General features: G+C 38.4%; 24 protein-coding genes. 22 read left to right on the top strand and 2 right to left on the bottom strand.

The window, feature by feature from the left end:
• The first annotated feature begins 4 nt into the window (after positions 1–4).
• From ACPUEN_RS07750 to ACPUEN_RS07645, 22 genes are all read left to right on the top strand, one after another.
• Complete coding sequence (locus ACPUEN_RS07750) at positions 5–2,368, top strand: GumC family protein (RefSeq protein ID WP_425639520.1); 2,364 nt, start codon at positions 5–7, stop codon at positions 2,366–2,368.
• Positions 2,369–2,425: 57 nt separating this feature from the next.
• Positions 2,426–4,225 carry an ABC transporter ATP-binding protein gene (locus tag ACPUEN_RS07745; RefSeq protein WP_425639519.1) on the top strand — a complete coding sequence of 600 codons (1,800 nt, stop codon included), beginning with the start codon at positions 2,426–2,428 and terminating at the stop codon, positions 4,223–4,225.
• Positions 4,225–5,337 (top strand): glycosyltransferase family 4 protein, encoded by a 1,113-nt coding sequence (locus ACPUEN_RS07740; RefSeq protein WP_425639518.1) that lies wholly within the window; start codon positions 4,225–4,227, stop codon positions 5,335–5,337. Before ACPUEN_RS07745 ends, ACPUEN_RS07740 begins: the two co-directional genes overlap by 1 nt.
• The gene (locus ACPUEN_RS07735; RefSeq protein ID WP_425639517.1) at positions 5,334–6,341 is read left to right on the top strand and encodes a glycosyltransferase family A protein; all 1,008 of its coding nucleotides are present in this window, start codon (positions 5,334–5,336) and stop codon (positions 6,339–6,341) included. Before ACPUEN_RS07740 ends, ACPUEN_RS07735 begins: the two co-directional genes overlap by 4 nt.
• Positions 6,342–6,344: 3 nt before the next feature.
• Complete coding sequence (locus ACPUEN_RS07730) at positions 6,345–7,010, top strand: CatB-related O-acetyltransferase (protein WP_425639516.1); 666 nt, start codon at positions 6,345–6,347, stop codon at positions 7,008–7,010.
• Between the two features lie 16 nt (positions 7,011–7,026).
• The gene (locus ACPUEN_RS07725; RefSeq protein WP_425639515.1) at positions 7,027–8,409 is read left to right on the top strand and encodes a hypothetical protein; all 1,383 of its coding nucleotides are present in this window, start codon (positions 7,027–7,029) and stop codon (positions 8,407–8,409) included.
• 3 nt (positions 8,410–8,412) lie between these two features.
• Positions 8,413–9,558, top strand: coding sequence for a glycosyltransferase family 4 protein (locus ACPUEN_RS07720; protein ID WP_425639514.1), 1,146 nt, complete (start codon positions 8,413–8,415; stop codon positions 9,556–9,558).
• On the top strand, positions 9,551–10,672 hold the full coding sequence (locus tag ACPUEN_RS07715; protein WP_425639513.1) for a glycosyltransferase family 4 protein: 1,122 nt from the start codon (positions 9,551–9,553) through the stop codon (positions 10,670–10,672). The genes ACPUEN_RS07720 and ACPUEN_RS07715 overlap by 8 nt, the downstream gene beginning before the upstream one ends.
• Positions 10,669–11,733, top strand: coding sequence for a glycosyltransferase (locus tag ACPUEN_RS07710; RefSeq protein ID WP_425639512.1), 1,065 nt, complete (start codon positions 10,669–10,671; stop codon positions 11,731–11,733). Before ACPUEN_RS07715 ends, ACPUEN_RS07710 begins: the two co-directional genes overlap by 4 nt.
• Position 11,734: 1 nt before the next feature.
• Positions 11,735–13,210, top strand: coding sequence for an O-antigen ligase family protein (locus ACPUEN_RS07705; RefSeq protein ID WP_425639511.1), 1,476 nt, complete (start codon positions 11,735–11,737; stop codon positions 13,208–13,210).
• A 130-nt stretch (positions 13,211–13,340) separates the two neighbouring features.
• Entirely contained in the window at positions 13,341–14,504 is a 1,164-nt protein-coding gene (locus tag ACPUEN_RS07700) for a glycosyltransferase family 4 protein (protein WP_425639510.1), read from the top strand.
• Between the two features lie 3 nt (positions 14,505–14,507).
• Positions 14,508–15,311, top strand: a complete 804-nt coding sequence (locus ACPUEN_RS07695) for a glycosyltransferase family 2 protein (RefSeq protein ID WP_425639509.1) — start codon at positions 14,508–14,510, stop codon at positions 15,309–15,311.
• 3 nt (positions 15,312–15,314) lie between these two features.
• Complete coding sequence (locus ACPUEN_RS07690; protein WP_425639508.1) at positions 15,315–16,394, top strand: hypothetical protein; 1,080 nt, start codon at positions 15,315–15,317, stop codon at positions 16,392–16,394.
• Complete coding sequence (locus ACPUEN_RS07685) at positions 16,394–17,311, top strand: glycosyltransferase family 8 protein (RefSeq protein ID WP_425639507.1); 918 nt, start codon at positions 16,394–16,396, stop codon at positions 17,309–17,311. Before ACPUEN_RS07690 ends, ACPUEN_RS07685 begins: the two co-directional genes overlap by 1 nt.
• A 21-nt stretch (positions 17,312–17,332) precedes the next feature.
• Entirely contained in the window at positions 17,333–18,325 is a 993-nt protein-coding gene (locus ACPUEN_RS07680; protein ID WP_425639506.1) for a Gfo/Idh/MocA family protein, read from the top strand.
• On the top strand, positions 18,322–19,017 hold the full coding sequence (locus ACPUEN_RS07675; protein WP_425639505.1) for a cytidylyltransferase domain-containing protein: 696 nt from the start codon (positions 18,322–18,324) through the stop codon (positions 19,015–19,017). Before ACPUEN_RS07680 ends, ACPUEN_RS07675 begins: the two co-directional genes overlap by 4 nt.
• 7 nt (positions 19,018–19,024) lie before the next feature.
• On the top strand, positions 19,025–19,819 hold the full coding sequence (locus tag ACPUEN_RS07670) for an SDR family oxidoreductase (protein WP_425639504.1): 795 nt from the start codon (positions 19,025–19,027) through the stop codon (positions 19,817–19,819).
• Between the two features lie 13 nt (positions 19,820–19,832).
• Positions 19,833–20,876 (top strand): N-acetylneuraminate synthase family protein, encoded by a 1,044-nt coding sequence (locus ACPUEN_RS07665; protein ID WP_425639503.1) that lies wholly within the window; start codon positions 19,833–19,835, stop codon positions 20,874–20,876.
• A gap of 28 nt (positions 20,877–20,904) precedes the next feature.
• Positions 20,905–22,047 carry a UDP-N-acetylglucosamine 2-epimerase gene (neuC, locus tag ACPUEN_RS07660; protein WP_425639502.1) on the top strand — a complete coding sequence of 381 codons (1,143 nt, stop codon included), beginning with the start codon at positions 20,905–20,907 and terminating at the stop codon, positions 22,045–22,047.
• Complete coding sequence (locus ACPUEN_RS07655) at positions 22,010–22,879, top strand: NAD-dependent epimerase/dehydratase family protein (RefSeq protein ID WP_425639501.1); 870 nt, start codon at positions 22,010–22,012, stop codon at positions 22,877–22,879. Before neuC ends, ACPUEN_RS07655 begins: the two co-directional genes overlap by 38 nt.
• 1 nt (position 22,880) lies before the next feature.
• A complete protein-coding gene (locus ACPUEN_RS07650; RefSeq protein WP_425639500.1) occupies positions 22,881–23,954 on the top strand; it encodes a nucleotidyltransferase family protein in 1,074 nt (357 codons plus the stop codon).
• Positions 23,951–24,943 (top strand): GDP-mannose 4,6-dehydratase, encoded by a 993-nt coding sequence (locus tag ACPUEN_RS07645; protein ID WP_425639499.1) that lies wholly within the window; start codon positions 23,951–23,953, stop codon positions 24,941–24,943. The genes ACPUEN_RS07650 and ACPUEN_RS07645 overlap by 4 nt, the downstream gene beginning before the upstream one ends.
• Before the next feature lie 1,265 nt (positions 24,944–26,208).
• Here the strand turns inward: ACPUEN_RS07645 and ACPUEN_RS07640 are convergent.
• Both ACPUEN_RS07640 and ACPUEN_RS07635 read right to left on the bottom strand, forming a co-directional pair.
• On the bottom strand, positions 26,209–26,577 hold the full coding sequence (locus ACPUEN_RS07640) for an SxtJ family membrane protein (protein WP_425639498.1): 369 nt from the start codon (positions 26,575–26,577) through the stop codon (positions 26,209–26,211).
• Positions 26,578–26,589: 12 nt separating this feature from the next.
• Positions 26,590–26,739 carry a DUF5989 family protein gene (locus ACPUEN_RS07635; protein ID WP_170124584.1) on the bottom strand — a complete coding sequence of 50 codons (150 nt, stop codon included), beginning with the start codon at positions 26,737–26,739 and terminating at the stop codon, positions 26,590–26,592.
• Position 26,740: the final 1 nt, after the last annotated feature.

Below are 26,740 nucleotides of genomic sequence, written 5' to 3'. Positions count from 1 at the left end.
ATATATGAATTTTGAAAGTAACGAGAATGACTTTGTAGTCGAAGATTCAGGCTTTGAGCTGAATGCTATTTTTAATAAGCTAAAACAGAGATGGTTAATTATCTTGATTTCTGTTTTAATGTGCTTGGCACTTGGTTTTCTATACACTAAGACCTCCGAACCTCTATTCAAGGTAGAGTCTATGTTTTTCATTAAAGAAAAGGAAAACCCTCTTGCATTTTTTGGTTCACCATCCATCATTGAAAGCTCCAGTATGGGGCTCCAAAATGAAACCATTATCTTGAAATCAAGGCCAGTAGCCCTCGAAGTGCTTAGGGAACTTGACTTTCAAGTTGAGTATTTTAAAGAGGGAACTTTTGTAGATACCGAAATATATCAAAGCACACCAGTAATAGTGGAGGTCAATTGGAAAAGTCCACAAACAATTGACGGGTATCTGAAAATTGAATGGGAAAATGAAACTGATTACACTCTATCCTTTGTGGATGAAGGATATAATAAGTTGCTTCCAGATGGAAGTAGGGTGCCCTTTGAGTTGAAGCCAGAACCCATAAAGTCAAAATTTAATGATCAACTCACTAATAATGAGTTGGATATAAAAGTTTTAAAAGTTTCGTCAGATAAATCGGGGAGTATTTTAATCAAGTTGAGGGACCTTAATTCTTTGGCCAATAGATATTCTAGTTCCTTGAATATTGAGCCGGTTGAGAGGGGAGCCTCTATCATGTTGGTGTCGGTTACTAGTTCAAACTTGCAAAAGGGTGAGGTATATCTCAATACGTTGATGAAGATATTCCTTCAAATGGAGCTGGATCAAAAAAATCAATCCGCAAGTAAAACAGTGAACTTTATTGATTCACAAGTTGCAGGCGTTGCAGATTCTTTGCGCTATTTTGAGAATCAATTGGAAGATTTTAGATCGTCTAATAAAATTTATAACCTGAGTTCTGAGAGTTCTTCTGTGTATGATCAAATGATGGAGTATCAAACTCAATTAGCTCAGGAAGAATTTAAAAGAACCTATTATCAAAGTCTTAAGGATTACCTTGCAAACGAAAGTTATCAAGATGTAATTGTTCCCTCTGGATTGGGAATAGAAGATCCCTTACTTAATGGTTTGATCGAAAATCTACTCCAATTGCAAGCGGATAAATCAAGGATGCTAGCCAGCCAGACTGAAGCTGCCCCAGCAGTAATAGAAACCAATCGGAAAATAGCAGATCTTAATCGTTCCATTCGTGAGAACCTAACAAATATAGACCGTAATTCTATATTGCTTATCCAGGATTTGAGAAGTAGGATCACTGAGATTGAAAAGTCTTTTACAAACCTTCCTAAGACAGAGCAAAACCTTATTAGAATTCAGCGAGAGTTTTCCTTAAGTGAGAATATTTACAATTATTTAATGGAAAGAAGGGCTGAAGCGGCAATTTCCAAAGCTTCAAATGAGGCTAACAATAAAATTGTGGAACCTGCAAAAGGTGGCTTCCAAATCAGCCCTACTCCACTTAAAAATTACTTGATCGCATTTCTAATTGGATTATTTCTTCCGGTTACTTTTGTAGTCGTTAGGGAGCTTTTTAGAACAAAAATTGAGGATGTCCAATATCTCGAAAACAAACTTAAAATCCCTTTGCTTGGTACTATTCTCCAGAATAAAAAAAGCGATAGTAATCTTGTGGTTTTTGATCATAAAAAGTCTGGTATCTCTGAATCTTTCCGATCATTACGGGCAAATTTGAAATTCATTCTACCGAAGGATAAACAAATTACCTTTTTGGTTACTTCTACTATCTCGGGCGAAGGAAAGACCTTTTGTGCCATGAATCTTGCTTCGGCTTATAGTCTTACAGGTAAAAAGACAGTTCTGGTTGGATGTGATATGAGGAAGCCCAAAATCTTTGCAAATTTTGATTTAACAAACGATAAAGGTTTATCCACCTTCCTTAGTGGTCAAGAAATGGATTATGAAAAAATAATTTCTAAAACAAAATATGCCAACCTTGACGTCATAGTGGCTGGTCCTACCCCCCCTAATCCCGCGGAATTACTTTTTGATGCAAGGTTTGAACAGTTGCTTAAATCCTTAAAAGGTATCTATGATGTAGTCGTACTTGATACACCACCTGTTGGTTTGGTTAGTGAAACCTTGGATCTACTCACGTTGGTGGATTGCAGCTTATTTGTTTTTAGACAAAATTATAGTCAGAGAACATTTATTGATGCAGTAAATGGCTTAAAGACAAATAAAGGCATTAAAAACATATTTGGAGTGTTTAACGGTGTAGTTGATTCTAAAAAGGTGGCTTACGGATATGGTTATTCTTATGGCTATGGCTATGGGTACTACGACGACGACAAAAAATAAATACCTTATCTAACAAAAAGTGGTTTGAATTTCAAACCCTTTTTTTATTCAAAATTTATGTTTCTAAAAGGAATTATTGAGAAAAACTTCAAGTATTTCTTTTTCTTCTTTTCCTATCTCAAACACAAAATTTTTGTCCTAGTCCTGCTGAGTCTCTTAGTAGGATTATTGGACGGTTTTGGACTTGCCCTATTCATTCCTCTATTTCAAGTAGCCGTAGACGATTCTTCTCAAGGAACTAAACCTGAGTTAGGAGAGCTGGACTTCCTTCTTGATTTTATGAATTCAATCGGATTCAACTTGAATGTTGGAAATATTCTGATATTCATGACGATCCTGTTTTTAGTAAAGGGGATTTTTAAGTTTTTTGATAGTTACTATAAAGTTTCTCTACAGATCTTCTTTGTTAAAAAGCTAAGGTTTCAAATGCTTAATGGCATGGAGGAAGTTAGTTATCAGAATTTTGTGGGAATGGATGCAGGTAGAATTCAAAACACTTTATCCGCTGAAGTTTATAAAGTAACTGCCTCATTTATAAGTTACTTCAATACCCTTCAATATGCAGTTTTATTAGTTGTGTATATGGGGTTGGCCTTTGTGTCGAATTGGCAATTCGCCATATTAGTAAGTATAGGAGGGTTTATTTCAAATGTTTTTTTTAAAATGCTTTTCAGAAAAACTGAAATAGCGTCTATCAATATTTCAAGTAAAGGACATGTTTTCCAGTCTTTTTTAATTCAAGCAGTTCAACATTTTAAATACTTAAAGGCTACATCTTACTTTAATAATTATAAGAAAAAGCTCACACAGCAGATAGTTGAGATCGAAAATCTTCAGAAGCGGATTGGGTTTTATAATTCACTTTTGAATGGATTAAGGGAGCCTATTATTTTGATAATAGTGGTTCTTGTAATACTGATTCAAGTGAGCTTGCTCGGTGGTGCATTGTCTAGTATTCTTTTAAGCTTAATGTTCTTCTATAGAGCATTGAATTACGTAATTAGCGTTCAGTCCAGCTGGCAAACATTTATTTCACAATTTGGTGGAATTGTTTCATCAACTGAAATTATTCAAATGTTTGAAGAAGGAGTTGAAATCAACGATGGTCAACAAGCCTTTGGGTCCTTGGAACATATTTCTCTTGAAAAAATAGGCTTTGGCTTTAAGGATGGGCATCAAATTTTGGAAGATGTAGATCTGAAAATCAAGAAAAACCAAACGATTGCCTTTGTAGGACCAAGTGGAAGTGGGAAAACAACATTGGTGAATTTGATTGTAGGTTTATTTAATCCCAATCAAGGAAAAATCTATGTTAATGGTATGGAAAGGACCAACATCAACATATTGGAACTCCGATCCAAAGTAGGATATATCACCCAAGAACCAGTGATATTCAATGATTCTGTTTTTAATAATGTTACTTTTTGGTCTCCTAAAACAAAGGGAAATTTAGACCGTTTTTGGAAAGCTATCGACATGGCTAACCTTACGGAATTTGTAATTGGACTAAAAGGACAGGAAGAAATGGTTCTCGGAGACAATGGAGTCAAAGCCTCTGGTGGCCAAAAACAACGTATTTCTATAGCTAGGGAATTGTTCAAAGAAGTTGAAATAATTGTCTTTGATGAAGCTACCTCTGCCTTGGACTCAGATTCAGAAAAAATTATTCAAGAAAATATTAATTCTCTTCAAGGAAAGTATACCATTATCCTAATAGCACATAGATTGAGTACTATCAAAAACGTAGATATGATTTATTTGGTAGATCAAGGTAATATCAAAGCTTCCGGAGATTTTGAACAGCTATTTTCTTCTGACTCTAATTTCAGAAGAATGGTACAATTGCAAGAATTCTAATGCCTAATAAGAAAGTCCTTCTTGTGGGGCCTTTGAATAAGGATGCTGTAGGTGGAAGATTAGAAGAAATGAAAGTTTGGGCGAGGTCTTTGGAAGATCATGGAGCCCATGTTGAAGTTTTTACCAGATTTAATTCAGGTCCTTTTTTTGGAAATATTCCAGTTTGGGAGTCTGCTCATCTTGTTTTTGGAAAGAGGCTTTTCCGAAATAGTTTTATCAAAAAAACGTTACTGAGAATTTGGGGTTCTTCCATCCTCAAAACTAAAAGAGACGCTATTTTTACCACTAACGTTTGGAGTAGATTTGTTAGCGACTTTGATTGCGTCATCCTATTTATCACTGATACCTCTTTAGAAAGGTCCATATTTGAATTACCATTAAATGTTCCTGTTTTCATCCGTTACACAGGGTTATTGAGAAGCTTTGAGTCCCTATTGAGAGATGGCGCTAAGCTAGATGGATTTAATAGAGCTTATATTTTTCATGATAAAAATCTACTTAAGGAGTTTAAACCTTCTCTTCCTTTCCACTTTATAGATCAAACTGCAATTCAGGAAAAGAAATTACTTTCAATACCTATCAGGCCACAATGCAAGATATTTGCGATGATAGGGCTGTTTATGGAGGTGAAACAAGTAGAACAAGTAATTGAAACATTTATTGAATTCCCAGATCTTAAGCTTTTGCTATTCGGTAAAGGAGAACTTGAATCTTCCTATAGTCAATTAATCGAAACTAATAAGTTAGATAACGTAGAGTTACGTGGCTTTTTCCCAGCGGATGAGATGGATAAAATGTTTCAGGAGTTTGATGCATTAATTATCAACTCCTCAGAAGAAACTGGGCCTATGACAGGGGTAGAAGCGATGGCGGCCGGTAAACTCATTATATCCTCTTCAGTGGGTGCTATGCCGGGTAGATTGGATAACACTAAATTTATCACAGGAAAATCAAACACGCTGAGCTCAGTGTTGACTGAAATTGGAGAATTATCTACAGAGGACATTAGTGCGGAGAAACACCGCCTTCGCAAGAAGTATTTGAAAAATTGTTCCAATGAAGCAATTTCTAGAAAAATTGCAGATCTAATTTTAGAGGAAAATACAATATGAGAGTAGGTAGTAATCCCTCAAAGACCAATTTTACGATAGAGATAGACTCTACACACAGAGTGATATTGTCTGTTTATATTCCGAATTTGGAAGAGGCATATTTCAAGGATTCTCAAACGATTTTTAAATATTGCATTGAATCTCTAGTTAATACTGTCCACTCAAAAACCAGAATTTCAATCGTAATCAATGGATGTTGTCAGGAAATTTCAGACATGATTTATGATTACCAGAAAAAGTACCCAATCATCGATCAAATTTTTTACACAAAAGAAAATCTAGGAAAGATTAATGCGATTTATTCCATTGTGAAAAGTAACCTAGAACCCCTATTGACAATTTCTGATGCAGATGTCATGTTTCTTCCGAATTGGCAAAAAGAAGTCGAGACAGTTTTTGTAGATTTTCCTGAAGCGGGCATGGTTTCCCCAGTTCCTAGTAGCAAAGGATTTCTCTTTAGTACTGCTTCTACTCTATACTATGGACTTTTTAAAGGGAAGATTAAATTTCAAAAGGTAAAAGATCCAGAAGGCCTGATTAATTTCCAAAAGAGTGTAGGGTCTAATTTGTATCAGAAAATTCATTTAGAGAAATACCTAGTCGTTTCAAACGGAGTTGCAGAAGCGGTAGTTGGTTGTGGTCATTTTGTTGCTACGTTTAGAAAGCAGGTTTTCGAGGCTGCACCTACTAAGGTTTGCAAATTTAGGGTTCAAAATAATAGTGAGGAAGATTATTTGGATGATCCTAATGATATGTCTGGCTTTTTGAGGTTAGCTACGCTGGGGAATTTTGCCTATCACATGGGTAACAGCCCTCATCCTTGGATGGAAGAAAAATTACAGGAAACCCTAATCGATACCTCCATAACTACTCCCTTAGAAATTCCAGACCCTATATCATTTTCAAAGAGTCAATATAAAATAGGTAAGTTTCTAAGCCGCCTTTTATTCCATAAGTTCAGAAGACAGTTTTTTAGCCATCTGGGTGTCAATGAGCCGTATTAAAATATGAGTTTTAAAAGTAGATTAATTCAGAAAATTCAATTTTGGGTTAAACCCTACCTGACTTATAAAAACAAGGTGCTAGTTTCATTTTGGGCAACAGGAGCACATCACGTGAAGTTTGAAGGAAGTACTATTGTCCCTGAATACTGTGCGTTTTCAGATGCTACAGAAATTGGCTTTAGGACTACCTTAGGTACTAATAATTATTTTGGTGGCAAAGTGATTATTGGTAAGTACTGTCAGTTAGGAAGAGATGTCGCATTCCATCCCACGAACCACCCAATGAGCTACCTGACAACCTACATTAATAACCACCTTTATAATGGAGAACTAAAATCACTTAAGACTGAGAAGCCCATTATACTTGGCAATGATATTTGGGTAGGTCATGGTGTAATTGTTTTGGCAGGTGTATCTGTGGGGGATGGGGCAATTCTAGCTGCAGGTTCGGTCGTGACTAAAGATGTGGAACCTTACACTATTGTAGCAGGAAATCCTGCAAAGCCAATTCGAAAACGTTTTTCAGAGGAACTCATTCAAGAATTGCTTAATCTGAAATGGTGGGATAAATCTGATGAAGAACTTGAAAAGTTAAAACCACTCTTTTTTGTTGACCTTCACGAGCATAGTTCACTTCACCCCATTTTATCAAAAATTCTAAAACATTAATTTCCCAAAACGACAAATGAAAGTCTGTTTATTGATTCCTGATGGAATTGGTATCAGGAATTATTTATATTCTGATATTATACCTTTACTCCGTGAATCCAAATTCGAAGTTGCTGTATGGCATTCCTTGGATCCTGCAGTCATGAAGGAAGCAGAACGTATAAATCCCCAAGTAAACTTTGAAAATCACACCTTCAACTTTTATAAGGAAGACCCTTTACCAAGATTCTTAAGGGATTGTGTTGGATATGCCCGATTAAAAGTAAACGCTAATCTTGAAAGCAATCCTACTATTCTAGATAACTGGCTGCCGAAAAAGAATTTAAAGGGAAAACTCTCCAATTACCTTGCTGAAATAGTAGGAGGTACCTTCACGACTTTGGATAAAATATCAAAGGTCGATGCGATTATTCAACATCAGCATAGAAAATCAGCTGCATACAGAAAGTATAAAGCCGACCTAAAGAAAATTAATCCTGATATTTTATTTTGCACGCATCAACGCGAACCAAATGCAGGCGTAGCAATGCTTGCGGCTCAGGATTTAGGAATAAGAACCGTAGCCGCAATTTTTTCTTGGGATAATCTTCCCAAAGGTCGGCTGCCTATGAGGGCAAGCGATTACATGGTTTGGTCAGAATATATGGAGGAGGAGTTGCTGAAGTATTTTCCAGACATTGAAAAAAAGAATATAAAGATAGTAGGAACTCCTCAGTTTGATTTTTATTCAAATGAGAAGCTGATTAAATCCAGAGAGGAATTTGCAATTGAAAATGGTCTTGACCCTCAAAAAAGATGGATATGCTTTTCTGGCGATGATTCATTGACCTCTCCTCATGATCCTATTTACCTCAGTGATTTAGGAAAAGCTTTACAAAACGAATCGGATATTGAAGTGCTTTTTAGACCAGTACCCGTCGAAGGATTTGAACGATACCAATCAGTTTTAAAGAAGTTTCCCTTCATAAAAACTCTTGTGCCGAAGTGGAGAAAAGGGGAGCTTTGGAGTAAGTTTTTTCCTTATCCAGAGGATATTGCAGTCTTAGTCAATTTAGCATATCACAGTGATACCGTAGTAAACGTAGGTTCCACTATGGCACTTGACTTTGCCCAATTTAATAAGCCTGGAGTTTATGTAAACTATGAGGTAATGCCGGATCATCCCTGGTCCATTAAAAGAGTCTATCAGTTTCAACATTTTCGAACATTCGAAGATTTGGATGCTGTAGGCTGGATACGTTCTGCGGATGATATTCTGCCTACCATAAGAAGAGCAATCGACTGTCCAATGGAAATAGCAAAGGATAGATTACTATGGAGAGATAGAATTGTCTTCCAGGATCAAGGATCTACTGCCTCAAGTCGAATAGTTGATTACCTAATAACTACGCACAAGTAAAAAATGCATATTTGTTTTCTTTCTCATGAATACCCAAAAGCTGGACTTAATCCTGGTGGAGTCGGGGTCTTTTTATATACATTTAGTCAAGCTCTCACTGCGGCAGGACATAGAGTAACCATCCTGGGAGCTAACGATTCTGATGTAACTGAGGACGATACTCAAAGTAATTTAAGAGTTATTCGTTTTGCCAAGCCATCTACCCCTGGCCTTAATTGGTGGATTATTGCAAGAAAATTGAATGAATACCTCCAGGAAATCAATGAATCTCACCCTCTTGATATTGTAGAAGGATCCGAGTTAGGATTGGCATTCATAAAGAAGCTGCCAAAGGTGAAGTATATAATCAGATTACATGGTGGACATCATTTTTTCTCTGAATCTGAAAACCGACCTATTAATCAATGGAAGGGGTATCAGGAGAAAAAGTCTTTCAAAAAAGCGGATGCCTTTATCGCTGTTTCTGACTATGTAAGAGTACATACAGCAAAATACCTCTCTTATCAAGGTAAACCCTTGGAAACTATCAGGTATATGATTGACCAAAATCGTTTTGCCTATAAGGAAGAGTATCCCGAAGCAAAGGATTTTTCATTGGTTTTTGCTGGGACGATCTGTGAGAAAAAAGGAGTTGGTAATCTGGTGGATGCCATGCCGAACATATCCAGAAAATTTCCCCAAACCACCTTGGATATCTATGGAAAAGAATGGTTTTTTCCGAATGGAAATTCATACACGGACTATATCCTATCAAGGATCCCTGAAAGTCTGAAAAGTCAAATAAAAATTCATCCACCAGTTAGTCATGATCAAATCCCCAAAATATATGGGGCAGCTTCCATTTGCGTTTTTCCTTCTTTTATGGAGACTCAAGGACTAGTAGCGCCTGAAGCAATGTCAATGGGAAAAGTAGTCGTGTTTACAGATAAAGGGCCTGGCCCTGAAACAATCACAGACGGGGTAGATGGCTTTTTATGCAACCCATTGGATGTTTCAAGCATAGAGCATTCAATTATCCAGGCTTTAGAAGCAAAAGACCAATTTAAAGAAATCGGTAAGAAGGCATTTAAGAAAGCACACGCCATGTTTAATGTTTCCATGGTTTTAGATAGAAATCTCGCATTTTACAATTCAGTGATAAATGACTGATTTTTTAATCATTACCTGTGTCCAGCATAGTAAAGCAAACGGAGAGTATTATGCCTACGGACCTTATGTCCGTGAGATGAATCTATGGATAGAAAAGGAACAATCTGTAAAAGTGATTGCTCCAATGAGCCAAAGCTTAATTCCTGATAAAATAGATATGCCTTATGTACATCCAGCATTTACCTTCTCAGAGGTTCCTGCATACCATGTACAGAGTAAACAGGCAATCATACAGGCCCTAAAAGATCTTCCTGGTATTATAAGGGAAATCTATCGCGCTATGAAGGATGCCAAACATATTCATATTCGTATTCCCGGAAACATGGGCCTTTTGGCCATGTTTATTCAGGTTTTGTTTCCCCAAAAACCTAAAACTATCAAGTATGCTGGCAATTGGGATGGGCAATCCAAGCAACCAAGGACCTATAAAATTCAACGATTCATTGCAAATTCTACTTTTCTGACTAAGAATGCCAAGGTATTAGTCTATGGCAAATGGCCTGATAGTACAACTAATGTATTACCTTTTTTCACTGCCAGCTATAGGGAAAATGAGAAAGAACCAGTGAATAAACCTTCCTTATCAGACAAAATCCGTCTAGTTTTTATTGGAGCACTTTATGATGGGAAAAATCCGGAAATTGGTTTAAAGCTTTCCCAATTGATGAAAAAGGAAGGTCTTAATTTTGAGTTTGTGTATTGTGGGGATGGGGTGATGAGAGCAGAATTGGAAGCTCAATCCCGAGCTTTAGGATTGCAGGACTACGTAGTGTTTAAAGGCAATGTAAACGCAGAAACTGTAAAATCCATCCTAAAACAATCTCACTTTCTCATTTTTGTTTCTGAAACGGAAGGCTGGCCTAAGGCTGTTGCTGAAGCAATGTTCTGGGGATGCATCCCCTTTACTTCCAGAGTTAGTTGTGTGCCACAAATGGTTGGGGAAAAACGGGAACGAGGAGTGTTGGTGAGCAAAGATCCACAGGAGATCTTTGAGAAATTGAAGACATTACTTGCAGATATCAAGGAACTTGAGCGTATGAGGGCCGATGCCATCAGCTGGGCTAGAAAGTACACCTTGGAATCATTTCAGACTGAAATCGAAGAGCTGAAATGAGAGTTCTGCAATTAATAGATTCTATGGCTGTCGGAGGTGCAGAAAGGATGGCGGTGAATATAGCCAACTTGTTCACCAAACAAAATATCCCAACTCTGCTGATTGCGAGCAGATCTAGCGGCCCAATGAATGATTTTTTAATCGACAAAGACATTTTTTTTTGCCTGAACAAAAAATCTTTTTTTGATTTAAGAGCTTTTAAATCTCTGGTTGAACTGTCACGTCGATTTAACCCTACCCACATTCATGTTCATGACTCTTCTGTTTTCTGGGCTGTCTTACTCAAAAAGTTTCTTCCTTCAAGCAAGTTGGTTTGGCATGCTCATTATGGTGGGTTGTCGGGAAATGACCAACGTTTTGGAAATAAAATTAAGTTTATAGATGGCTCTATTGATGCAGTCATTACTGTAAATGAAGAGCTGAAAACCTGGATAGAAAATGAAATCCCTAAAATTTCTTCCGTCGCATATATAGAGAATTTTCCAGATCTTCCAGAAGCTATCTTCAGACATGATCCTTCTGATGTGGTATTGTGTCTGGCTAACTTAAAGCCACCCAAAAACCACCACTTGCTTATCAATACATTTGCCGAATTTGTAAAATCACATCCCTCATTCAAGCTGAAACTGGTTGGTGCAACGGATAATCCGGTTTACCTAAAAGAAATTAAAGAGTTGATTCAAATTAATAGTTTGGGAAATAGAATACACATTGAAGGGACACAGCTTAAGTTATCTCCCTACATGCAAGAAGCCAAATTTGCTGTCCTATGTTCTGATGTGGAAGGCTTACCGGTCTCACTTCTGGAGCTGGGATTGGCTAAAGTGCCTATTGTATGCACGGCTGTCGGTCAATGCGACGCGTTATTGGAACAAGGTAAATACGGCTATCTAGTTGAGAAGGGCAATAGAATTGACCTGCTGGATAATATGATTTATGTTGCCAATAATATATCTGAAGCAAATCGTAAAGCAGAGTTGTTTGCCGAGCATGTCTCAAGTAAATTTGGCAATATGAATTTCTTGGAGAACTACACTAAATTATTAAAAGGCCTGAGCTAAGATGTTTATATTTTTCAATTCATTAAAGCAGCAGAACAAGTCCTTTTTTTGGTTTATTGTCCATGTACTGCTGGGTGCATCTGCTACCATCTCAGCATTCCCGATGATCATTTATTTTTATGTCTTTCTAGGGTATAGTTTTATTAATCTTTTTAATGTCAATGCTACATATAGGGCTCGTTTGATTGCAGAGATTATAATTTATTTTGCATCATTTGAAGGGCTGGGAAGGTTAGCAGGATCGGATCCCTTTATACCCTATGAACTAGGGAAATATATTTTACTTTTTCTTTGCCCCTTAGGAATTGTCCTTAGCCGAAATTATACAGCTAAAGGGATGATCGGGTTAGTGATCCTCATTCTCTCCATTCCGGCAGTCCTATTTGATGAAAGTAATCAAGTCAGCTTTAATGATATCAAATTTAACATTTTGGGACTTTTAAATATTGGGGTCGCAATCTGGTTTTTTTCAACACTGAATTTGAATCTAAAAACCTTGATCAATTGGTCCAAACCACTAGTTTATCCCATAGTCTCGGCCTTGGTTTTTACCATCATTCGTACCCCAAACCTTGATGAGGTAGAGTTTACACTCGGTGCTAATTTCGCCACTGCAGGAGGGTTTGGGTCTAATCAAGTATCTACAATTTTGGGCTTGGGTGTTTTTGTGTTTTCACTGGCTGTACTGCTGAACTATAGGATTTCAGGCTTTAAATGGCTAGATGGAATTACGCTAGGTCTATTTACAATTCAAGGACTCCTGACGTTTTCGCGGGGTGGGATGATTGGAGGGTTTTTCGGTGTTTTTGTCGTGATGTTTTATTTGACTAAACTGAGTTTCAAGGAGCGAAGTGCACTTAGGATTCCTAATTTTAAGAAATACATTGTCCCAGTCGGTATCCTTCTTTTTATAGTGATGTTTGCAGCAAACTTAATCACTGGTGGGATGCTATTACTTCGATATATGGGTGAGACCCAGGGTACTCTTGCTGGATCAGCTGAAAAAAACCTTAATAAAATAACCACCAACCGTTCTGATATTTTTATGGAGGATGTTGACCTGTTTCTAGATCACACCTTGCTAGGAGTTGGAGTTGGAGCTTCTGCCTATCTTCGTGATGAATACAAAGGATATGCGCCCCATGTCGAACTGTCTCGATTAATTGCAGAACATGGAGCCCTGGGCTTGATAATTTTCTTTTTATTTATTTTGGTTTTCTTTTTAAATAAAGGCTATGCCCCAGAGTCAATCAGTAAGGGGATTTTGATCGCGCTGTTTTTAATGGGCTTTCTGGCTACCTTCCATTCCGCCACTCGTACCTACATCACACCTTTATTGATGGGGATCTCATGTGTCAATATTGCTTCTATTTCCAAAAAGAATAAAAAGGAGCGAAGAAAGGTAAATGTAAAACCTGTTAATAAATTTAAGTACGAACCTCTGGATTTAGAACAAAAAGTGCCTGGACAACTTTAATCTCCTATTTTAATTTCTATCCCGTAAATTATCAATAAAGCTAGTTCAGCACCGTCTTTTTGCGAAAGGAATTTTAGCATCTAATTCCATTGTCATAATTGTTACCAATTCTTTAAAGCTAATTTATCCATTGAAAATTTTTGCCTATAACGACTTTATTTTAAAGAAGAATAAAGGAAAAATATATGCAGATGATTCTCATATATTATTTATTAAGGCTACCTGCGAAACCTATTTTGAGCAGTTTCAACTGGGCTCCAGATGTATTGAGGCACCGGAAAAAGGACATTACTTTTTTACAGATCAGGAAAATCAAATCCTTGTATTTCCTTTCTATTCCAGTGTTTCCCAATTTTTCAAAAAACCTGGTCTATTGAGTAGATCAAAGGAATTATTGAAATCAGCTGTTTCTTATTATGATGTTTTTTGGCTTACATGGCCTCATCCTATAAGTTTTTTGGTGTTACTGCTAGTGGGTAGGAAAAAGCCAGTTGTCCTCTTTGTCCGGCAAAATTTGGAAGCATTAATCCATGTTAGATATTCAGGTATTAATCGCTTCGTAGGTAAAAAATTCACCCAATTTCTTTATGCATATGCAAAAAGATATCATAAAAATGCCCTGATTGTTTCGGTGGGTGATGAGATGTATAATCATTTCAAGCCTCTCTTTCCCAATAATTTTTATGTCAGTGATTCAATTGTTTCTGAGAAACTACAGCTCCCCGCTAGAAAAGAATTCAACAACGATGTAAAACTCCTTTTTGTTGGCAGACTAGAGCCCGAGAAGGGCTTGTTTGATCTAGTAAAAGCCATCCAATTAATTAATCAAAGTGTTCAGGTTTCCTTGACTATAGTTGGTGAAGGAGGAATAGAAGAAGAGCTTAGGGCTTTTGTAGATCAGTTGGAATTAGCTCATTGTGTGAGGTTTGCAGGATACCAAGCTTTTGGAGAAAGCTTATTTGAACTCTATAGATCTCACGATATCATGATGATTTCTTCCTATAGTGAAGGCTTACCTAAGATTATCAACGAGGCTAGAGCTTTCGCAATGCCCATTGTTTCTACAAAAGTTGGGGGAATAGCTAAAGAACTTCAAGAGGGTGAAACTTGCCTCTTCGTTCCTCCCGGAAAGCCGGAATTACTTGCTGCAGCAGTTGTTTTTTTACTGCATAATCCAAAAGTCTATCAAACGATAAGTCAAAATCTTCACGATCAGTTTATGTCCAATTCATTGGAATATTGGAGCGGAAGATTTGCTACTTTAGTCAAAGACTATGCATCCAAAAATTTTTAGCAAATGAAGGATATTACCTTACCCCTCGTTTCTGTAGTTGTTCCTGTTTACAATACCCAAGACTTTATACAAGCTTGTATAGATTCTGTGACTAATCAGAGCTATAAGAATTGGGAACTTATGTTGGTTGACGACCAATCGACAGATAACTCCTTTGAGATCTGCCAACGCGCTGCGGATAAGGATCCTAGAATAAAGGCGATTAGACAGGAGAATAATGCCGGTGCCCTGGCAGCTAGAAATAGAGGAATCCAGGAGTCCACAGGTAAATTTCTGTGTTTCCTGGATTCAGATGATACCTATGAGTCAGACAAGATTGAGATTCAGCTGGCTTTTATGCTAAAAAGTAAGCATGCAATATCATTCACTATGTTTCAGAGAATTACTGAAGCTGGGGAATTTATGGGTAAAAGCAATGTGCCATTTGCACCCGAAATCTCATATCGTCAACTTTTAGGTAACCCCCAGTTCTCTATCATAACTATAATGGTTGACACCATGCAGGTTTCCATTCCGCTTTTGAAATTGGATCTGGTGAAAGCTGAGGACTATGTGTTCCATTTGGCAATTTTGAAGCAAGGGTTTAAAGCTTATGGTATTAACAAGGCTCTTTCCAACTACAGGTATCGTCTCGGCTCTCAAAGCACCTCTTTTATGGGAAATGCTGCTGACCTGTGGAAGGTGCTCTATTCCATTGAAAAGCTGGGCCTCCTTCCTTCCATTTACTACTTTTCAAGATATATTAGTAAGGGTTTGAAGAAAAAAATGATCTTAATGAGTCAGATTAAACAAGTTCAGGGAAACTGACATATGACGATTCTCCAAAAATTCAGTAATAAATTTGAAACTTATAAAGGAAAGGTAAAAACCTACTTTTTCAGAATTACTAACAAAATATTCCCAAGGTATTTTGGTTTAGAAAATATTTCTGACTCCATTTTTCCATTAGGCTATTGCATTCCGGATGAACTGATACTGGATGAGCTTCCCGAGAAAAAAAACCTTTGGGCAGAAGTGATTCCAGGTTTCAGAGATACCTACAGGTTTGGAAATGAGCAGGATTATTATGGGATGTATGCTGAAGCGAAATTTGCCTACACTTGGAAAAAAGGAGGTTGGGATTGCCTGAGGCACTATGAAATTCTGGGCAATGGAACCATCCCTGTATTTCCGGACCTTAGCAATTGCCCTGGTGACACGCTCTCTCATCTACCCAAATCATTAATCATTCAAGCAAATAAGGAATTGTTACCCTGGAAAAATACTCCAGCGTATCAGGAAAACTACCAAAAATACGCATCTGCTATTCTCAATCATTGTAAGGAAAACATCAGTTGTTCAGCGGTCAGTAAATTATTTTTGGAGAATCTAGGAGCTAAAAACCATCATAAGATTCTCTTTTTGAATTGTGATTCAAATGTCAATTACTCCAGAGAGCTTCTCTTTATCGGACTGAGTAGGGAACTAGAGTTACATGAGGGACTTTGTCATCCTTATCCAGCTTTGGATTTTCTTTACGAGGATTATCCTGCAGAGAAAGCGAGCAAGTGCTACGGAAGAGGTTTTGGATATACCAGAAGGCTGAAACCTTTACTTAAAAAAGAGTCGCTACCTAGCAACGATGTAGAATTGGAGGATTCAATCCGGAAGCAACACTGGGATTTTATAGTCTATGGCAAAATGGGGGCTGATGAAGGTGTCTTAGGCACTGCGCCTACCTGCCCATTTTGGAAGATTGTTTCTGAAAGCTACAGCAAAGATCAAATAGCGTTTGTGTATGGCGGGGATCATATGCAGAATATGAAAGATATGGGAAGTAAACACTCCCGGCACTTGGCAAGGCATGCACGATTAGGCAAATGCTTTGTCCGTGAACTGAAAATGAGCTAATGGCAACCAAAGAACTATTTGAATTACCCATCGTTTTTTGTGCTGATGGGAAATTCATTTCTCACGCAATGACCACCATGCTCTCGGTGATCAGGGCAAACCCAAATAATTGTTTTCAATTTTATTTACTTGCTTCTGCGCTGCCTGAGTCCAAAAAAACGGCGATTTCAAACAAGGTGATATCCTTAGGTTCGAAATTTGATTTTATAAAAATCGATGATAATGCATTTGAAAACTTTCCCATTCCACATCATTTTTCAAAAGCAAATTACTTTAGACTACTTATTCCTGAGCTGCTTCCGGCTAAAAAGGTTATTTATTTAGATGCTGATATCATAGTGGTTTCACCTTTAAATGATTTTTTAAAAATTGACCTGACAGATCATTCACTAGCTGCAGTAGAAGATCCCATTTACAAATGGAAAACTGAGCTGGGAATGAAGAACTCTTCGACCTATTTTAACTCAGGCGTTATGCTTATGAATCTTGAACTTTGGAAACAACGGGATATTTCTAAAAAAGCCTTTGAATTTATTAACACCCATCCTGAGAAAATTAGATTTGTGGATCAGTGTGCACTGAATGCAGTAATAGATGGTGACTATATAGAGCTTGCACCTAAGTTTAATCAACAAGCAATATTGTTTAAGGAAGGGTTTGATTTTGGACAATCAAGCTGGTCAAAAGAACAAAGGGAAGAGGCGATTGATTCTCCAATTCTACTCCATTTTACCGGTCCAAGTAAACCTTGGCAATACAATAATAGTCACCCGAGAAAGAAGGAATACTGGAAAATTCAAAAAGATTCACCCTTCAAAATGAGATATCCCGAAGGAATGGTTTGGTCAGACCACATTAAATCTCTTTTTCCTAATTCATTGAAAAATAAGCTCAAATCTCTCCTCAGATTCAATTGATTCAGAGGCTTGAATAAAACTATGCAATCAAAAAGAATCGTAATTATTGGGCTGGGATCTATTGGGTCAAGACATTTCAATAACCTCAAATCCTTAGGCTATCAAAACATTACGTTGGTTTCTTCCAAAATAACCAAATCCGCAGAATGGGATGGTTATGAAGTTTTTTCTACGCTGGACGAAGCGACGGAAAATCATAAATATACCCATGCTTTTGTATGTTCTCCTACGGCTTTTCATGTGGGTCAATTGAAGGCGCTAGTACAAGCTAAAGTCCCAAAAATTTATTTAGAAAAGCCGATAAGCCATAATTTGGATGATTTGGAGCAATTCAAAGTTGCCTCAGCACTTGGCGTTCAGATTTATGTGGGATATGACCTGCATTTTGATCCAGGTTTGACTAAGGTGAGAGAGCTATTGAATGAAAAAGCAATAGGTAAGGTGTACTCTGCAAATGCCTTTGTAGGTCAGTATCTGCCAGATTGGAGGCCTTATGAAGATCATAGAAAAGGCATGAGCGCTTCGGAAGTAAAAGGGGGAGGAGTGATGCTGGATTTAATTCATGAATTTGATTACCTGATTTGGTTGCTTGGAAGTGTGCACACTGTCTCCGCTATTTATCAGGAAAATCCTGAGTTAGAAATTGAAACTGAAGATGTTGCAGATGTATTGATCAGATTCGATTCTGGTGCCACAGGAACCATTCATTTAGATTATCATCAGCGCGTACTAATCCGAAACTGCGTTTTTACAGGCGCTCTTGGAACTATTATATGGGATTTAGCTGCTCGCACAGTCACACTCACTTTAGCAGATAAAAAGGAAGAAGTTTTTGATTTTTCTGATTTTGAGCGAAATGATAGGTATTTGGAAATAGTAAAAGCTTTCATGAACGAAGGATCAGATGATAGAATTTGTACCTTTGAGCAAGGATTACAAAGCCTGCAACTTGTAGTGGCTTCTAAACTTTCCAGTCAATCCAGTACCATATTAAAATCCCCATTATTTAAATGATTTTAGCTACTATATGCTGTCGCGGAGGATCCAAAGGTGTTCCGAATAAGAATTTACGCCTCATGCATGGAATACCATTGATAGGTCATACGATTGTTCAAGCTCAGCAAAGTGAATTGATTACAGACTTGATCATCTCTACGGATTCACAGCAAATAGCAGATGCAGCTAAAGAATTTGGAGCAAAAGTACCCTTTTTCAGACCGGATGATTTGGCTTCGGATACTGCCAGCAAATGGCCTGTTTTTATACATGCACTTGAGTTTTACGAAAAAGAATATGGTGTAGAAGTCGAGTATCTGGTTGATCTGGATGTCACAGTTCCTTTGAAAACACCTCAGGATATAGACGGCGCAATTCAACTTGCATTGGACAACCCTAGCACAGAAGTAGTGATTACTGGCTACGAGCCAGAAAGAAACCCTTATTTCAATATGATGGAAATAAGGGAAGATGGTTTAGCAGAAATTGTGAAAAAGTCTGAGAAACCAATTGTAAGAAGACAAGACGCTCCCGATGTCTATAGTCTCTCGCCTGCTGCTTTTGTAATCAAAAAGTCTGCATTGTATAACTATCCTCACTGGAGCAAAGCGCCTTGTAGAATTTTCCCTATTCCTAGAGAAAGGGCTATAGATATAGATTCACTTTTGGATTTTGAATTGGTGGAATTTTTAATGAGTAAAAAACAATGATAAATAGATGAACGATATCTTTGACTTAAGTGATAAAACTGTTTTAATCACCGGTGGAGCAGGATTATTAGGTCCTGAAATGGCTTCAGCATTACTTGAAAAAGGGGCTACCGTAGTCATGGCCGATTTGGATAAAAGCAAGTGCGATGCAATCATCGTCGAGAAATCATGGCAAGAGCTACCTGTTAGCGGAATTGCTCTGGATGTAGCTTCCTCCCAGTCTTGGAAGGAAGCCTTGAAACTTATCTTGGATAAGTATGGCAAAATCGATGTCTTAATCAACGGTGCCGCCAGTACCAATCAATCTAAGACTGCTAATTTTGAAGCTGGATTTGAGGATTTTCCTGAGGAAGATTGGGACAGGATTATGGACATCAATCTAAAAGGAGTTTTCTTAGGATGTCAGGTGATTGGAAAGCAAATGCTCGCCCAGGGAAAAGGTAATATTATTAATATTGCCAGTCTTTATGGAGTGGTAAGTCCTAATCACAGGATCTACCCAGGAACAGGAATATTCCAACCAGTAGCTTATAGCGTGAGTAAGCAAGGTGTTATCGCACTGACCAAGTACTTAGCTACCTTATGGGCAGATAAGCAAATCAGGGTTAACTCTTTAACTCCAGGTGGCGTGTGGAATGGACATGAAGGCCTGTTTTATGAAAGATATAAACAGCTGAATCCATCTGGAGATATGGCCCACAAATCTGACATGAATGGTGGGATAGTGTTTTTAGCCTCAGAGGCGTCCAAACATATAGTTGGGCATAACTTAATTATTGACGGAGGTTACTCCGTATGGTAAAATCTTCAAACAAATGAATAAACCTTATATAGAAATAGCTGGACGTAAAATAGGCTATGATTTCCCTCCTTTAGTCATAGCCGAAATTGGGATCAACCATGGTGGCTCACTTAAAGTAGCTAAGGAAATGGTAGATTCTGCTAAGCGGGCAGGAGTAGAAATGGTGAAGCATCAGACGCATATTGTAGATGATGAAATGAGTCGGGAAGCAAAAAACACCATTCCTTCTCATACTAAAGAAAGTATCTACGAAATCATGCAAACTTGCGCGCTTTCTGAGCAGGAGGAGCTGGAGTTCAAAGAATATGTAGAGGCTCAGGGAATGATTTTCGTATCAACTCCCTTTTCCCGTGCAGCTGCTGATAGATTGATTTCCTGGGATGTAGAAGGATTTAAAATAGGTTCTGGCGAGTGCAATAACCATCCTTTGCTGGAGCACATAGCATCCTTTGGGAAGCCTATGATTTTAAGTACAGGAATGAATGATCTGGCAAGTGTAGCAAAGTCTGTTGCTATATTGGAAAAGCACAAGGTACCTTTTGCCTTGCTTCATACTACCAATTTATACCCTACACCAAACCACCTGGTTAGATTAGGAGCTATGGCTCAGCTTCAGGAAGCTTTTCCTCAGGCAGTAATCGGACTAAGTGATCATACCATTACCAATCATGCCTGCTTTGGCGCAGTGGCTTTGGGAGCTTCCATTTTGGAAAGACACTACACCGATCACATGCAGAGACAAGGTCCGGACATCGTTTGCTCTATGGACGAGCAAGCCTGTGCTGAATTAATCGAGGGGTCAAAGATCATCCAATTGCAAAGAGGAGGAGATAAGAAGGCGGTGGCTGAAGAACAAGCAACAATTGACTTCGCTTTTGCTACGGTGTGCACTATCCGACCTATCCGGGCAGGCGAACAATTTACCAAAGAAAATATCTGGGTGAAAAGACCTGGTAAAGGCGGTATTTTAGCCGAGCACTTTGAGTCAATTCTGGGCAAAACAGCCACTGAAGACTTAGAAGTAGATATTCAGGTGCAGTGGAAAAGTATTAAATAAAACACATCAATAAGTAGTTAAATAATTTATGAAAGTATTTGTACTCATAGAAAGAAGAGCTGATTATAGTAGATATAAGCCAATTTTAGAAAGAATGAAAGCTGATCCATTCTTTGAAATTTATCTGGTAGTGACGGGCATATGTCTCTTGGATCTTCATGGCAAAGATGTCAATTACATAGAAGATGACGGATTTACAATAGATGCCAAAATCCCTATGTTTGACTCCAATGCACCCGATTCAGGGGCTGAAATGGTTCGTTCCATGGCTAGGGTCTTGACTGGAGTCACCTATGAGTTGGAGAAATCCAAACCTGATTTGGTTCTATCTGGCTTTGATATCGGGGGAAACTTTGCTGTCACTGTTGCAGCTGCCCACATGAATATCCCTGTGGCGCATATTCAGGGTGGAGAGGTAACCGGTAGCATTGATGAATCTATCAGACATGCGATGACTAAGTTTTCCCACATTCACTTTCCTGCCACGGAAGATGCAGAAAAGAGATTGATTAGACTTGGCGAAAACCCAAAGGATATTCACGTAGTAGGCTGCCCATCTATCGATGTATTAGTCAATACCCCAACCATGGATGCATCCGAATTGGAAAAAGAGTTTGACCTGGACTTTTCCAAGCCTTTTGTATTGGTGATTCAGCATCCCGTGACTACCGAGGCAATGTCTTCAATTGATCAAATCAGAGAGACGCTCAAGGCATTGAGAAATATCGATGCACAAGTGGTTTTCCTACTGCCTAATAATGATGCGGGACATGCTAAAATCATTGAAGAAATCAAAGCATCAGGATTTAAATGGATTCCTTCTCTTCCTACCTTGAAATTCGTCAATCTGTATAGAAATGCATGGGCTTTGGTAGGTAACTCAAGTTCTGGAATCCATGAAACACCTACCTTGAAGATTCCTGCTATCAATATTGGCAATCGACAAATGGGTAGAGAACGTGCTTCCAATGTCCTAGATGTGCCTAATGATGCTGCTCAGATTGAGAAAGCAATTCAGAAAGCCCTATTTGATGATAAGTTTAGAAAAGAAGTCTCTGAAATAAAGAATCCATACGGAGAAGGAAATTCTGCTAAACAAATCGTAGACATCCTCAAAAACATAGACCTTTCAAGTGTCAGTATCCAAAAAATCTTTTACGAAGGAAAGTAAAATCTTACTACTCGGAGGAAATGGCTATTTAGGTAGCCATTTCTCCGCTGTTTTAGAAAAAAATGGCTTTTCAAATATTTTCATAGGCTCCAGGAAAGGAAACGGTGCTCGTTATTTGAGCTTGGATATCTGCTCAGCAGATTCTGTGCAGCTGATTAGGGATGAAAAATTTGACTTTATCTTCAATTTCACTGGCCAAATTAGCAGACCTATTCAAGCCTGCCTGCTTCAAAATACTTTGGGAATCCAACACTTGATTCAGGCCTGTGCAGAGCATACCCAGTTGATTCAATTGTCCAGTGTAGGTGTGTATGGCTCAGGAGATTTTGTGGATGAATCTCATACCTGTCACCCAGAAACTCCTTACTCCACACTGAAGCTGGCTGCCGAAGAGTTGATTTTGGCTGGGATGAAACCTGAAAACAGATTGATCCTTAGGCTATCCAACATATATGGATCTACACAGCCTAAAGGTGTGTTTGCCTATTTGCTGAGATCCGGGCTCTCTGATCAGGTGTTGGACTTCAATAATGACGGAAGTCTTTTTCGCTTTTTTCTTCATGTCGAGGATTTGTCCCAGGCAATGTTACAGGTGATGGAGAACATGGAATGGGGAAAGACTTCGGTTTTAAATATGGTAGGCAGCGATCATTTCAACGTGCATCAATTGATTGACTTGTTCGAGAAAAACCTAGGCTTCCACTACCAAAGGAATTTTGAGCCTGTCAAGCCTTATGATAATATGATGAAAATATCAGATAATCTCTTCAGAGACTTAACTGGTTTTCAGGAAAGCTTTACCTTAGAAACATACATCAAGGAATTAGTCTAATATGTTTATTGATAAAGATAAAATCAACCTTTTTTCAGCATCTCAAGACCTATCAGTTCGTGAAGCTATGCGACTGATTGAGGCAAATAAGAAGGGACTCATTTTTGTAGTAAATGCTGATGACAAGTTAGTAGGCTCTGTAAGTGACGGTGATATCCGTAGGGGGATTTTAAATGGCTGTCAACTCGATGATAGCCTTTCTGCAGTCATGAATTCCAATCCCTTTACTGTTTCCATTCAGGAGCAGAAAACCTTGGATATGAAGCAGATTACCGAGCAGGGAATTAAACTGGTTCCGGTGGTAGATGCCCAGGGTAAAATACACCATTTTCTATCCTCAGAACCAGAAAAAGCCAGCCCAACTATTGAAAATCCCGTGGTGCTTATGGTAGGAGGGAGAGGAATTCGCTTAGAACCCCTCACACAAAATATCCCAAAACCACTGCTCAAGGTTGGCAACAAGCCTATTTTGCAAACCATTCTCGAAAGACTTCATCTTTTTGGATTTCGAAATGTATACCTGTGCACCAATTATTTGTCAGAACATATTGAAGATTTTTGTGGTGATGGTTCTTCCTTCGGACTTAACATTCACTATTTCAAAGAAGATAAAAAGCTTGGTACCATCGGAGCTGTTAAATACCTCGAAGATCAACTTAAGCTTCCATTCTTAGTAATGAATGGAGATTTGTTGACTTCCTTGAATTATAAGTCTGTTCTTGATTTTCATATAGAAAATAATGCCAAGCTGACCATTGGTAGCGCTTCCTATGAAGCCAAAGTGCCGTATGGCGTATTACAGACAGAAGGCTGCCACGTAACATCCATTTTAGAAAAACCATCCTATTCATTCCGAATTAGTGGCGGGATCTATGCACTTAGCCCCGAAGTCCTAAGTCATATCCCAAAAGGTAATTTTTATGACATTACAGATCTGATGGATGTACTATTAAAGGAGAAGCAATCTGTCGTCGCATTCCCTATAGAAGAATATTGGCTGGATATAGGCCAGCATCAAGACTACGAAAAAGCCAATCTTGATTATAAAAATCTATTTAATAAATCAAATCGATGAATTACACCGGAAAAAAAGTCCTTGTTACTGGAGCAGGTGGCTTTATTGGAAGCCATTTAGCTGAAGAATTGGTTAAAGCTGGCGCTGAAGTTACAGCCTTGGTTCATTACAACTCCAACTCTTACACCAACAACCTTCGCTTTCTTCCTGAGGAGATACTCAGTCAGATTGAAATTGTTTTTGGAGATATCCAAGATGGCTTTTTGATGAATACCCTGTCCAAAGGGAAAGAGATAGTATTTCACCTGGCTGCATTGATCGGAATTCCCTATTCCTATGTAGCTCCTGCTGCTTATGTATCTACCAATATCAATGGCACCTTGAACATGCTGGAAGCTGCAAGAAGCCAAGGTGTTCAGAAACTCTTGGTAACCTCTACTTCGGAGACTTATGGTACAGCTCTATATGCTCCCATTGATGAAAAACATCCTATGCAGGGTCAGTCACCTTATTCTGCCACAAAAATTGGTGCAGATAAAATTGCAGAGAGCTACTTCTTATCCTTCAACCTTCCGGTATGTGTGTTTAGACCATTCAATACCTTTGGTCCTAGACAGTCTACCCGTGCAGTAATTCCTACCATTGTCTCCCAAGTACTATCTGATTCCAACGAAATCCGACTCGGATCTCTAGACCCGGTGAGAGACATGCTATATGTAAAAGACACAGCAAGAGGATTTATGATGGCCGCATTAGCCGATTCCACTGTTGGAGAGGTAGTATCTGTGGGTACAGGTAGGGGAGATACGATTGGGGAAATAGTAGATATGGTTCAAAAGATTTGTGGTACGGATAAAGAAGTTATCGCGGAAAATCAACGAATTAGACCAGAAAAAAGTGAGGTCATGAAATTGATTTGCGACTACTCTAAAGCAAAAAGACTATTTGATTGGGAACCTCAGTTCTCTCTCGAAGAGGGATTGTCCGAAGTCGTAGAATTTATGAAAAGCAATAAGCCAGATATAGATCCATCCAAATACGCCATCTAAAGTTCTGAAGATAAGAAGCAAAAAAAGCACTCCCCCGGGAGTGCTTTTTTTTTGATTTTAATTGCCACTGAGCCAACGCAAATTGATCTTGATGACCTCCGCGTTCCATTCGTGCTCCCCGCGGTTAAAAACTATTCCGAAGGAAAAGGGCTGAAAGTTTACCCCGAATTTCGCTGCGCTATATTCGCTGCTGTTATCGGTTTTGCCGTTGGCTCAAAGTACACATCACGATTAATTGATCTGAATACTATTTATCAATTTATGTATATCGGCTTTGTTACCAGTAAATAGATAAAAGCGACTTAATAGATGGTATACTCTAGCAATGAGGCCGCTTCGGTCATCGGTCTTCCAGCTAACCAAGAAAAGAATCTAAGGTGACTTGACTGGCATCATTGCAGATAATCATATATCAATTATGAGCTACTGCTCTTGATCTATAATTTCATTGAAATATTTAGCAGTAGTTGAAATCCCTGACTCCTTGCCATCGGCAAGGCCTATAAAAGCCCAGAATGTAATTCTGGGTTTAGGATAGGAATATGCCACCAAGAGTGCCAACGGCACGAACAATAGCTATCAGGCCTTAATACCCTTTGTGAAAAAAAAATCTCCTGTTAAAGCATAAAAAAAGCACCCCTTCTGGAGTGCTTTTTTTTGATTTTAATTGTCAACAATAATTAAGCTTGATGACCTCCGCGTTCCATTCCGAGTATGGATAATCCTCGCGTCCTCCTGCGTTCCCTCCGCGCCCTCTCCGGTTAAAAACTAATCCTAAGGAAAAGGGCTGAAGTTTACCCCGAATTTCGCTGCGCTATATTCGGGGCTGTTATTAGTTATGTCGTTGGCTCAAAGTACACATCACGATTAATTGATCTGAATACTTTTTATTAATTATGAGCTACTGCTCTTGATCTATAATTTCATTGAAATATTTAGCAGTAGTTGAAATCCCTGACTCCTTGCCATCGGCAAGGCCTATAAAAGCCCAGAATGTAATTCTGGGTTTAGGATAGGAATATGCCACCAAGAGTGCCAACGGCACGAACAATAGCTATCAGGCCTTAATACCCTTTGTGAAAAAAAAATCTCCTGTTAAAGCATAAAAAAAGCACCCCTTCTGGAGTGCTTTTTTTTGATTTTAATTGTCAACAATAATTAAGCTTGATGACCTCCGCGTTCCATTCCGAGTATGGATAATCCTCGCGTCCTCCTGCGTTCCCTCCGCGCCCTCTCCGGTTAAAGAAAATCCGTGGTTAAAAAACTTACCAAGGATTCTTCAAATCCTCGGCTTTGAATTGCTTATTCACTTCCTTATATGCTGTACCTACCGGTCTTTTGATTAGTAAAGGATCTGACTTTGAGAAAAGATTCGCTAAAAAAGCAATAGGAGTAAGGAACAAATAAAATATAGCTCCAAGTAGGATATTAGGTACTATCATGCTCAAAAGCTTGGTTAACTGAAACCAAACCCACTCGATCTTTTTACTGATCCACTCAGATAGAATACTTAAAATTCCTATCCCAAATGCTACGTATAGTATCCATTTTAAAGAAAAGATAAAGTATACTAAAATTAGCCCAGTACAAATCACCAAAACCGTTTTGCTGGGATCACTTTTTAATGCTTTCATTAAGCTGTTAAATTAGAATAAGGTGTAGATAAATGGTGCTAATGCACTGCCCCCACCAAAAATGATTAATACGCCCAACAACAAAAGAATGAAAATCACCGGCGCTAGCCAGAACTTCTTTCGCTCTTTCATAAAGGCCCAAATGTCTTTTAAGAAATCCATA

This window comes from Algoriphagus yeomjeoni, from assembly GCF_049821175.1.
Classification (GTDB): Bacteria; Bacteroidota; Bacteroidia; order Cytophagales; family Cyclobacteriaceae; genus Algoriphagus; species Algoriphagus yeomjeoni_A.
This window is presented reverse-complemented; position numbering and strand designations above follow the sequence as displayed.

Bases quoted from the DNA above. Each gene is read 5' to 3' on its own strand.
- ACPUEN_RS07750 (WP_425639520.1), top strand. From the start codon at position 5: ATGAATTTTGAAAGTAACGAGAATGACTTTGTAGTCGAAGATTCAGGC.
- ACPUEN_RS07745 (WP_425639519.1), top strand. From the start codon at position 2,426: ATGTTTCTAAAAGGAATTATTGAGAAAAACTTCAAGTATTTCTTTTTC.
- ACPUEN_RS07740 (WP_425639518.1), top strand. From the start codon at position 4,225: ATGCCTAATAAGAAAGTCCTTCTTGTGGGGCCTTTGAATAAGGATGCT.
- ACPUEN_RS07735 (WP_425639517.1), top strand. From the start codon at position 5,334: ATGAGAGTAGGTAGTAATCCCTCAAAGACCAATTTTACGATAGAGATA.
- ACPUEN_RS07730 (WP_425639516.1), top strand. From the start codon at position 6,345: ATGAGTTTTAAAAGTAGATTAATTCAGAAAATTCAATTTTGGGTTAAA.
- ACPUEN_RS07725 (WP_425639515.1), top strand. From the start codon at position 7,027: ATGAAAGTCTGTTTATTGATTCCTGATGGAATTGGTATCAGGAATTAT.
- ACPUEN_RS07720 (WP_425639514.1), top strand. From the start codon at position 8,413: ATGCATATTTGTTTTCTTTCTCATGAATACCCAAAAGCTGGACTTAAT.
- ACPUEN_RS07715 (WP_425639513.1), top strand. From the start codon at position 9,551: ATGACTGATTTTTTAATCATTACCTGTGTCCAGCATAGTAAAGCAAAC.
- ACPUEN_RS07710 (WP_425639512.1), top strand. From the start codon at position 10,669: ATGAGAGTTCTGCAATTAATAGATTCTATGGCTGTCGGAGGTGCAGAA.
- ACPUEN_RS07705 (WP_425639511.1), top strand. From the start codon at position 11,735: ATGTTTATATTTTTCAATTCATTAAAGCAGCAGAACAAGTCCTTTTTT.
- ACPUEN_RS07695 (WP_425639509.1), top strand. From the start codon at position 14,508: ATGAAGGATATTACCTTACCCCTCGTTTCTGTAGTTGTTCCTGTTTAC.
- ACPUEN_RS07690 (WP_425639508.1), top strand. From the start codon at position 15,315: ATGACGATTCTCCAAAAATTCAGTAATAAATTTGAAACTTATAAAGGA.
- ACPUEN_RS07685 (WP_425639507.1), top strand. From the start codon at position 16,394: ATGGCAACCAAAGAACTATTTGAATTACCCATCGTTTTTTGTGCTGAT.
- ACPUEN_RS07680 (WP_425639506.1), top strand. From the start codon at position 17,333: ATGCAATCAAAAAGAATCGTAATTATTGGGCTGGGATCTATTGGGTCA.
- ACPUEN_RS07675 (WP_425639505.1), top strand. From the start codon at position 18,322: ATGATTTTAGCTACTATATGCTGTCGCGGAGGATCCAAAGGTGTTCCG.
- ACPUEN_RS07670 (WP_425639504.1), top strand. From the start codon at position 19,025: ATGAACGATATCTTTGACTTAAGTGATAAAACTGTTTTAATCACCGGT.
- ACPUEN_RS07665 (WP_425639503.1), top strand. From the start codon at position 19,833: ATGAATAAACCTTATATAGAAATAGCTGGACGTAAAATAGGCTATGAT.
- neuC (WP_425639502.1), top strand. From the start codon at position 20,905: ATGAAAGTATTTGTACTCATAGAAAGAAGAGCTGATTATAGTAGATAT.
- ACPUEN_RS07650 (WP_425639500.1), top strand. From the start codon at position 22,881: ATGTTTATTGATAAAGATAAAATCAACCTTTTTTCAGCATCTCAAGAC.
- ACPUEN_RS07645 (WP_425639499.1), top strand. From the start codon at position 23,951: ATGAATTACACCGGAAAAAAAGTCCTTGTTACTGGAGCAGGTGGCTTT.
- ACPUEN_RS07640 (WP_425639498.1), bottom strand. From the start codon at position 26,577: ATGAAAGCATTAAAAAGTGATCCCAGCAAAACGGTTTTGGTGATTTGT.
- ACPUEN_RS07635 (WP_170124584.1), bottom strand. From the start codon at position 26,739: ATGGATTTCTTAAAAGACATTTGGGCCTTTATGAAAGAGCGAAAGAAG.